This window comes from Streptomyces diastaticus subsp. diastaticus (assembly GCF_011170125.1).
Lineage (GTDB): Bacteria > Actinomycetota > Actinomycetes > Streptomycetales > Streptomycetaceae > Streptomyces > Streptomyces diastaticus.
Map to the genome: position 1 here is coordinate 405,555 of NZ_BLLN01000005.1, position 8,266 is coordinate 413,820.

Below are 8,266 nucleotides of genomic sequence, written 5' to 3' on the forward strand. Positions count from 1 at the left end.
AACACAACCTTCTGCAACACCCTTCAGCGCGAACGACGTACGCGACCCTCGTCCCACACCGGTTCTGGCGACTCACGGACCCGGCCGTCCTCGCCGAAGACGAGGAAGCGGTCGAAGCTCTTGGCGAACCAGCGGTCGTGGGTGACGGAGACGACCGTTCCCTCGAAGGTGGAGAGGGCCTGTTCGAGTGCCTCGACCGAGTGGAGGTCGAGGTTGTCGGTCGGCTCGTCGAGTAGGAGCAGGGTGGCGCCGCTCAGCTCCAGCAGCAGAACCTGAAAGCGGGCCTGCTGTCCACCCGAGAGGGATTCGAAGGTCTGCTCCGCGGAGCGGGCGAGACCGTACCGGTCCAGGGCGCGACCGGCCGTCTCCCGGTCCAGTCCTCCGCGGCGCTCGTCGCCGCGGTGGAGGATGTCGAGCAGTGTGCGGCTCTTGAGGTTCGCGTGCTGGTAGGTCTGGGCGAACCAGCCGGGTCGTACGCGCGAGCCGAGCTGGACGCGGCCTTCGTGCTCCACCGATTCGGGCTTGATGGTGCTCACGGGCTGCTGCTCGACATCGGGGTCGGTGCCGCCGCACGCCATCAGCCGCAGAAAGTGGGACTTGCCCGACCCGTTGCTGCCGAGGACCGCGACGCGTTCACCGAACCAGATCTCCGTGCTGAACGGTTTCATCAGCCCGGTGAGTTCCAGGTCCTTGGCGATGACGGCGCGCTTGGCGGTCCGTCCGCCCTCCAGCCGCAGGCGCATCTTCTGCGGGATGGGGATTGCCTCGGGCGGGCCCGCGGCCTGGAACCGCTGAAGGCGTGATTCGGCGGCGCGCAGCCGCGAGGCCATGTCCGAGTTGTACTTCGCCTTCTCCCGGTACATGAGGATCAGGTCCTTGATCTTCTGGTGCTCCTCGTCCCAGCGGCGGCGCAGTTCGTCGAGCCGTTCGTTGCGCTGTTCGCGCGCCTCGTCGTAGGTGGTGTACGTCCCGGTGTACGTCCAGGCTCTGGCCCCGGCGCCGCCGGGCTCCAGGGTGACCATCTTCGTGGGCACCCGGCTCAGCAGTTCGCGGTCGTGGCTGATGAGGAGGACCGCCTTGTCCGTCTTCAGCAGCTGCTCCTCCAGCCACTCCTTGCCGGGCACGTCGAGGTAGTTGTCGGGTTCGTCCAGGACGAGGACGTCGTCCTGCCCGCGTAGCAGCGTCTCCAGCACCAGCCGCTTCTGCTCGCCCCCCGAGAGGGTGTCGACGGCCCGGAACCGCGCCCGTTCCCAGGGGACGCCGAGGGCGGCGGTCGTGACGACGTCCCAGTGCGTCTCCTGCTCGTAGCCGCCGGCCTCGGCCCAGTCGGCGAGCGCCTGGGCGTAGGCCATCTGCTCGTCGTAGGAGTCCCGCTCGATCAACGCCAGTTCGCTCGCCGCGATCTTCCCGGCGGCCTCGCGGATGACGGGCGGGGCCACGGACACCAGCAGGTCCTCCACGGTGCGGCCGTCCCGGTAGCCGCCGACGAACTGGCTCATCACCCCGACGCGTCCGCCGTGGGTGACCGCTCCTGCGTGCGCGGCGATCTCGCCCGTGATGATCCGGGTCAGGGTGGTCTTGCCGGTGCCGTTGGGCCCGATCAACGCCACCCGGTCGCTCTCGCCGGCCCGGAAGGTAACATCGGCCAACAGCGGTCGCCCGTCGGGGAGAAGGAACGAAACCCGATTGACGTCGATGTGCCCCATGTCTCTTCCCCACCTCGTTCGGGTCGCCGCACCGCACGATAACAAGAGATCTCCTGGGGTCCTCAAGTCATTTCGGGGCGCGGGAGGGGCACCGGGCCGCATGGCGCGGTTGGGGCTCGCGCACTATCGGCCAACCGTGGTCAACTTCCCTTCCTCCGCGCCGAAACAGGGGGGTATTTTCGGCCTCATGACTGAGCCTCGACGTTCCACTGAGCCACGCCGCGCCAAGGAACCCAAGTGGCTGCTGCGCAAGCCCGACCCCGAAGCCGCCGCGAGGCTCTTCTGCTTCCCCTACTCGGGGTGTGGCGCCTCCATGTACCATCGCTGGCCACGCCGCATCGGTGAGGTGGAGGTGTGCCTGGTCCAGCTGCCGCACCGGGAGAGCCGGGTGAGGGAGCCGCACTACGGCACGTACGAGCAGCTGGCCAGGCCGCTGATGGACTATCTGCTGCCCTTCCTGGACCGGCCGTTCGGCTTCTTCGGGCACTGCGGGGGTGCGCTTCCCGGGACGGAGCTCGCGATTCAGCTGCACGAGGCGGGGCTGCCCGTGCCCCAGCAGTTGTTCCTCTCGTCACAGGTCGCACCCCAGGACGGGCCCTACGGGCGGTTCTTGAACATGACGGACCACGAACTAGCCGTACGGCTTAGCGAGTTGATCACAAGTCTCGGCGGCAACCCGGACCCGCGGCTGGTGCAGCTGGGACTCGGGTTGCTCGGGCAGGATCTGGAGGCCAATCGGCAGTACCACCGGGCGGAGCCGGTGGTACTGCCGTCCGGGATCACGGTCATCGGTTGGACGGAGGATCGGGAGATTCCGATGGATCTGATGGGCGGCTGGAAGGCGTGGTCCCGGGACTGCCGTCATGTGCTGTTGGAAGGCGAGCACTACGACTTCCTGCACGCCCCCCAGGCGTTGCTCGACGTGCTCAGCGCCGGGCTGTCACCTTCAGCGGGAAGTGCTTGATCCCCGCGGTGAAGTTCGAGACCAGGTGGGCGATCTCGCCCGCCTGGTCGAAACGCTCGACCCTGGCGAAGATCTCCCGGAGCGTCAGCTCGAGGGTGATCTGCGCGGCCACGGCCCCGATGCAGCGGTGTGGGCCGTGGCCGAACGCGATCTCCCGGTTCGGTCTGCGGCCGACGTCGAAGCGGAACGGGTCGGTGAACACGTCCTCGTCTCGGTTGGCCGAGGGGATCCACGCGACGACGCCGTCGTCCTTGCGGATCTTCCGGCCCCGGATCTCCACGTCCTCGACGGCGTACCGCAGGAAGTGGATGACGGGGGACGACCAGCGCAGGGCTTCGCGAATGCCCGGCTTGAGCAGCGACTCGTCGCTTGCCCACTTCTCGTACTGCGCGGGGTCGTCCAGGAGATGCAGGATCGCGGCGGATACGGCGTGCCCGGTGTTCACGTTCGCGCCGAGGAGCAGGCTGTAGCAGTTCGAGACGATCTCGCCCTCGCTGAGCTTGCTCCCGTCCACGCGCAGTGTCATCAGCCTGCCGATCAGGTCGCTGTCGGCGAGGTTGGGCGGCGGCTTGCGGCGGCGTCTGCGCACCTGGTCCGCGAAGTAGGCGAACAGGTCGTGGTGCGCCTGGTGCAGGGTCGCCTCGACGCCGCCCTCGACCTGGTATTCCGGGTCGTCGGGGGCCACCGTCATCAGTCCGCTGCGTACCAGGTCCGGGTAGTCCTCTTCGGGCAGTCCCATCAGGATTCCCGAAACGATCATGGGCAGGGCCGTCATCGCGGCGCCCATGTCCCAGGTGTCGCCGGATGCCATGGGCGCGAGGAGCTTGCGTACCGCCTCGTGGATTCTCGGTATCTGCGGGCGCAGTGCGGAGGGTGTCATCAGTTGGTAGAGCGGGCGGCGGACGTGGGTGTGCCGCGGCGGGTCGCTGACCGCCATCTGCCGGCCGCCCGCGGGGTCGGGGGTGCCGAGCATTTTGAGGATGGCGCCGCGTGACGAGGTGAACGACTCGTGTTCGCCGAGTACTCGGCACACGTCGTCGTATTTGGTCACCGACCAGAATCCGCGGCCGTCCGGGAGCTGTTGCCAGAAGACGGGTTCCTCGTGCCGCAGGGTGCACCAGTTGGCGTGGGGGTCGCCGTGGCTGAAGGTGAGTGGGTCGTACAGGTCGACGTCCTGGAGCGGTACGTTCGCCCGGGGGACGGTGATCCTCATCGTGTGGCGCCTTCCGTGCCGAGTATGTCGCCGATGGCCTCGGCGAATTCCTCGACGCTTGGGTGGTGGAGCAGTGCGCGGATGGGCAGCTCCACGTCGAAGACCAGCTCGGTGCGGCTGATCAGGTCCATGGCGAGCAGCGAGTTGCCGCCCAGTTCGAAGAAGTCGTCCAGGATGCCGACCCGGTCAAGGCCGAGTGCCTCGGCCCACATGTCGCACACCAGTTGCTCGGTCGCGGAGCGGGGGGCGACGTAGTTGTTGTCGGCGTCTCTCGGGGTGCGGCCCGGTTGCGGGAGTGCCGTCGGGTCGACCTTGCCGTTGGCCGTGATGGGGAATTCCTCGACGGTCAGGAACGCCGAGGGAATCATCGCCGCGGGCAGGGCCGCGCGTAGTGCTCTGCGTAGGCGTGTGGGCAGCGATTCCGGGTCGTCCTCGTCGGGGGTGGGCATGAGGTACGCGGTCAGCCTGTGTTCGCCGGTGTTGTCGGTGTGGGCGAGTACGACGCTTTGCGCCACTCCGGGCAGGGTGGCGATCTCGCGTTCCACCTCGGAGGGTTCGACGCGGAATCCTCTGATCTTGACTTGGCGGTCGCCGCGGCCGAGGAACTCCAGGCCGTCGTCCGTGCGCCGTACGAGGTCGCCGGTGCGGTACATGCGCGCGCCGGGCACTTCCGCGTAGGGGTCGGGGACGAAGCTGACGGCGGTGGCGGACGGTTGTCCAATGTAGCCGCGGCTCAGGCCGGCGCCCGTGACGTGGAGTTCGCCTGTCTCGGCGGGGTTAAGGGCCTTGTCGAGGGTTCGTACGCCCGTGTCTCGGATCGGGCGGCCGATGGGGACGGATCCGGTGACGGGGCCGGTGACGGTGTGACATGTGGTGAACGTCGTGTTCTCGGTCGGCCCGTATCCGTTGATCAGTCGGATCGACGGGTGGCGTGCAACGAATCTGTTGACGTGGTCGACCGACAACACATCGCCGCCCGCGAGGAGTTGACGCAGTCCGGCGAGGTCGTCGAGGTGGTGGTCGACCATGCGGTGGAACAGACCGGCCGTCAGCCACAGCGTGGTGACTTTTTCGTCGGTCAGGGTCGCCACGAGTTCCTCTGAGACCAGGCGGCCGGGCGGGTGGATGACCAGCCGTCCGCCGGTCAGCAGCGGGGCCCAGATCTCGAACGTCGACGCGTCGAAGGAGACGGGCGCCAACTGGAGGAACGTCTCCTGCGGGCCCAGGTCGGCGAACCCGCCGCGGATGAGCCGTATGACAGCCCGGTGCGGCACCGCGACGCCCTTGGGCAGCCCGGTCGATCCGGAGGTGAAACTGATGTAGGCCAGGCCGTCGGGGTGGACGGGCCGTGGGTCGAGCGGGGGGTGTTCGTCCATGGTGTCCAGGGCGAGCACCCGCGGCCCTTCGCGTACGGTCCGGTCCGTGGCGGACACGACCGCGACCGCGCCGGCCGCCGTGGCCAGCTTCTCGCGGCGCGCTTCGGGGATGCCGACCTCCAGCGGGAGGTAGGCCGCGCCGGCCTTCAGCACGCCGATCATCACTGCGATCAGGTCATGGCCGCGTTCCAGTTCGACCGCGACCACGTCCTCCACGCCGACGCCGTGTGCGACGAGCCAGGCCTCGATCCGGCCCGATCGTTCGTCGAGTGCGCCGAATGTGACGTCGGTTCCGCCGGACGTGACCGCGACCTCGTCCCCGCGGTCGTGGACCTGCGCGGCGAACATCTCCGGGAGTGTCGTCAGTGTGGGCATGTCAGTTCCTTTCTCCAAGCTCTTGGGGCACAGCGGGTATCTCGGTCGCTTCAGGGACTGCGGGCCGAAGCACGAACGTGCAGACCGCGTCTGGCGGGCGCACGGCCGTGCCGGGGTTCGACCACCGTGCGTGGCGGTCGTCGAAGTGGACACTCAGAGGGTGACCGGACTGGCCGGCGGGCAAGTCGAAGCAGGCGTCGCCGTGCGGCGACAGCACGGCTCGTCCGGCGGCGGCAAAGCCCGGTACGCAGGTGCGTACGGTGTGCAGCGCGCCGGGCTGGGGGGTTGCGGGGACGCTCAGCAGTGGGGCGGCCCACGGCACCAGTGCGACGAGTGGGTGGTCGAGTCCGACCTGGTTGGTCTCGCCCCAGGTGCGCCGTCCGTCCCGCGCGGTGGCCTCGACGGCCTCGGTGACGCATTCCTCGACGAGGCCGGGGGGCAGCAGGGAGGCGTCGTTCGATCGCAGGACGGCGAGCAGCGGTCGGTCCACGCAGCGGAAGGCGTAGCGGAAGTCCGGTTCGAGTTCGCGGCACGCGGCGAGGAAGGGGGACAGCACGCGTCGGGCGAGCACGGCCCGCAGCCGCACCAGGACGGGGAACGCGCGGGAGTCCGCTCCGGCAGTGCCGTCCCACGCCGCCAGCAGGGCGGCGGTACGGTCGTCGCGCCCGGTCAGGACGCGCACCGCGATGTCGCGGTAGGGCTCGTACAGTTCGGCCGCGGTGTCGTGCTGGAGCGCCCGCATGGCCTCGGCACTGTCCGCGCCCGCGGTCAAAAGGTGCCGGATCCGGCGGGCGCGGACGCCGGGGTCGCTGTCGTATCCGATCCGGTACGGCTTCTCGGGGAACGCGCTGTCGTTGGCCGACACCAGGATGTTGTCGGTCGGGTCGACCGATCGGGGGCGCTGCGCCCCGGTGAGATGGCCTTCTCCCGGCCGTTTGGGGAGCAGTCCGGTCGCCAGGTGCGCCAGGTGTCCGTCCGTGTCGGTCAGGAGCACGTTGAGCGCGATGCCCTCGGCCTCCTCCAGCACCTTGATGCCCTCTTCGACGCTCCTGGCGTGGGCCAGGCGCTGGAGTTTCAGGTCGCAGGCGCGCGGGTCGTATCCGGTCCAGCGCATGGCGACCCGTTGTCCCAGCAGCGGCCGCGGCGACACGGGCAGGGAGTCGGACCAGGTGGTGCGGGTCTCGACGGGGGAGCCGCCGCGCACCCGGATGCGTCCCACGCGTTCTTCGGTCCGCTCCGCGGGGACGAGGTCGAGAACGTCGGCGGTGAGGTTGGTGATGCCCCAGGCGAGGTGTCCGTTGGTGCCGGTGAGCACGGCGGGCAGGCCGGGCACGGCGAGCCCGCGCACGGTCCCTCCCGGCCACGCCAGATCCACCTCGTACAGGAGGTTCGGCAGTGTCAGCGGCAGGTGGGGGTCGCAGGCGAGCAGGCCGGCTGCGGCCCAGCAGTTGGACCCGGCGACGGCTTTGTCCACGGTGACGAGGTCCTCTGCCGCGCCGCGGTACCGGGCCAGTCCTTCGGGGAGGTCGCCGCCGCCCGGCAGGAAGAACGCGGCGACGTCCGCGGGCAGGGCCGCTCGCATCACGGCCTCGGCCCGTTTGTCCTCCTCGTTCCAGGACAGGCCGTGGAACGTGGACAGCGCGATCAGCACGCTGTCCTCGACGGTCCAGGGGCGGGGGCCGTAGGACAGGAAGCGGCTTTCGAACGGGTGGTGTGCCAGTGCCGCGTTCACGCCATCCGCGAAGGCCTCGAGCAGGTCGCGTTCCGGCGCCTGGAGGTGCCGGGCCGCCGTCTTCGCGGCCTTGCCGAACCCGAGCCGCCGGTAGTGCTCGTCGACGGGCACCGCGGTCCTGCCCCACACTTCGGCGAGCCGTCCGGCGGCGGTACGGCGCATCAGGTCCAGGTGGAAGCCCCGGTCGCGGCCCATGACGAACCCGAGCGCGCGCACGGCATCCCGCCACGACGCGGCCTCGATCCGGGTCACTCCGTCCTTTCGCACACCGGCCCGCACTTCCGCGTCGAGTCCGGGCACCTGTATGTCACCGCACGTCGGCCGGGAGGCGACCAGGGTGCGCGCCATGCGTATTTCGATGGCCAGGCGGGGCCGGTGACGTCTCAGGAGGCCCGCCAGGGCGCCCGCCGCGAGGGCCACCACCAGGAGGGGGGCCCAGGGCGGAGCGAGCAGACCGGCGAGCACGGCGACGACCGTCGCGGCGAGCGTCACCGTGCCCGTCGACCGCGCGGTGGGCAGCCGCCACAGCCGCCGATACCGCGGGCGGTGGGCGGAACACGACGTCGCCACCGGCTCAGATCTCCCCTTCGTGCGTGGTGTGCGCGCCGGCTGCCCGCAGACGGTCCAGTTCGGCTGCGATGTCGGTGACCGTCTCCAGGTCGAAGAACGTCTCCAGGTCCAGCTCGATCCCCGTCCTCTCGGCGATTTCGTGTACGGCGCGCACGGCGAGCATCGAGTGCCCGCCGAGTTCGAAGAAGTCGGTGTCCAGCGGGGCGGGCGGGGTGTCGAGGAGTTCACCGAAGATGCCCGCGACCAGGGCTTCCGTCGGGGTGGGGGGACGCTTTCGCGCCGTGTCTTCGAGGTGGTCGTTCAGGGGCACTTGGGGTCCTTCCGTGTGGG

The 8,266-nt window shown here is 69.6% G+C and carries 6 protein-coding genes; 1 reads left to right on the top strand and 5 read right to left on the bottom strand.

All coding sequences use genetic code 11. The features are described from left to right. Nucleotides 1-23 precede the first annotated feature (23 nt). A complete protein-coding gene (locus Sdia_RS19470; RefSeq protein ID WP_189500956.1) occupies nucleotides 24-1,706 on the bottom strand; it encodes an ABC-F family ATP-binding cassette domain-containing protein in 1,683 nt (560 codons plus the stop codon). 187 nt (nucleotides 1,707-1,893) lie between these two features. On the opposite strand from Sdia_RS19470, the gene Sdia_RS19475 reads away from it, so the two are divergent. Then, on the top strand, nucleotides 1,894-2,670 hold the full coding sequence (locus tag Sdia_RS19475) for a thioesterase II family protein (RefSeq protein ID WP_189500958.1): 777 nt from the start codon (nucleotides 1,894-1,896) through the stop codon (nucleotides 2,668-2,670). Here the strand turns inward: Sdia_RS19475 and Sdia_RS19480 are convergent. The 4 genes from Sdia_RS19480 to Sdia_RS19495 are packed head-to-tail and all read right to left on the bottom strand — an operon-like array spanning nucleotide 2,633 to nucleotide 8,246. Further along, complete coding sequence (locus Sdia_RS19480; RefSeq protein ID WP_189500960.1) at nucleotides 2,633-3,883, bottom strand: cytochrome P450; 1,251 nt, start codon at nucleotides 3,881-3,883, stop codon at nucleotides 2,633-2,635. The two genes, Sdia_RS19475 and Sdia_RS19480, sit on opposite strands and share 38 nt — an antisense overlap. After that, the gene (locus tag Sdia_RS19485) at nucleotides 3,880-5,634 is read right to left on the bottom strand and encodes a non-ribosomal peptide synthetase (RefSeq protein ID WP_189500962.1); all 1,755 of its coding nucleotides are present in this window, start codon (nucleotides 5,632-5,634) and stop codon (nucleotides 3,880-3,882) included. Before Sdia_RS19485 ends, Sdia_RS19480 begins: the two co-directional genes overlap by 4 nt. Nucleotide 5,635: 1 nt before the next feature. Beyond that, entirely contained in the window at nucleotides 5,636-7,936 is a 2,301-nt protein-coding gene (locus Sdia_RS19490) for a penicillin acylase family protein (protein ID WP_189500964.1), read from the bottom strand. A 4-nt stretch (nucleotides 7,937-7,940) separates the two neighbouring features. Further along, the gene (locus tag Sdia_RS19495) at nucleotides 7,941-8,246 is read right to left on the bottom strand and encodes a phosphopantetheine-binding protein (RefSeq protein WP_189500965.1); all 306 of its coding nucleotides are present in this window, start codon (nucleotides 8,244-8,246) and stop codon (nucleotides 7,941-7,943) included. Between the last annotated feature and the right edge of the window lie 20 nt (nucleotides 8,247-8,266).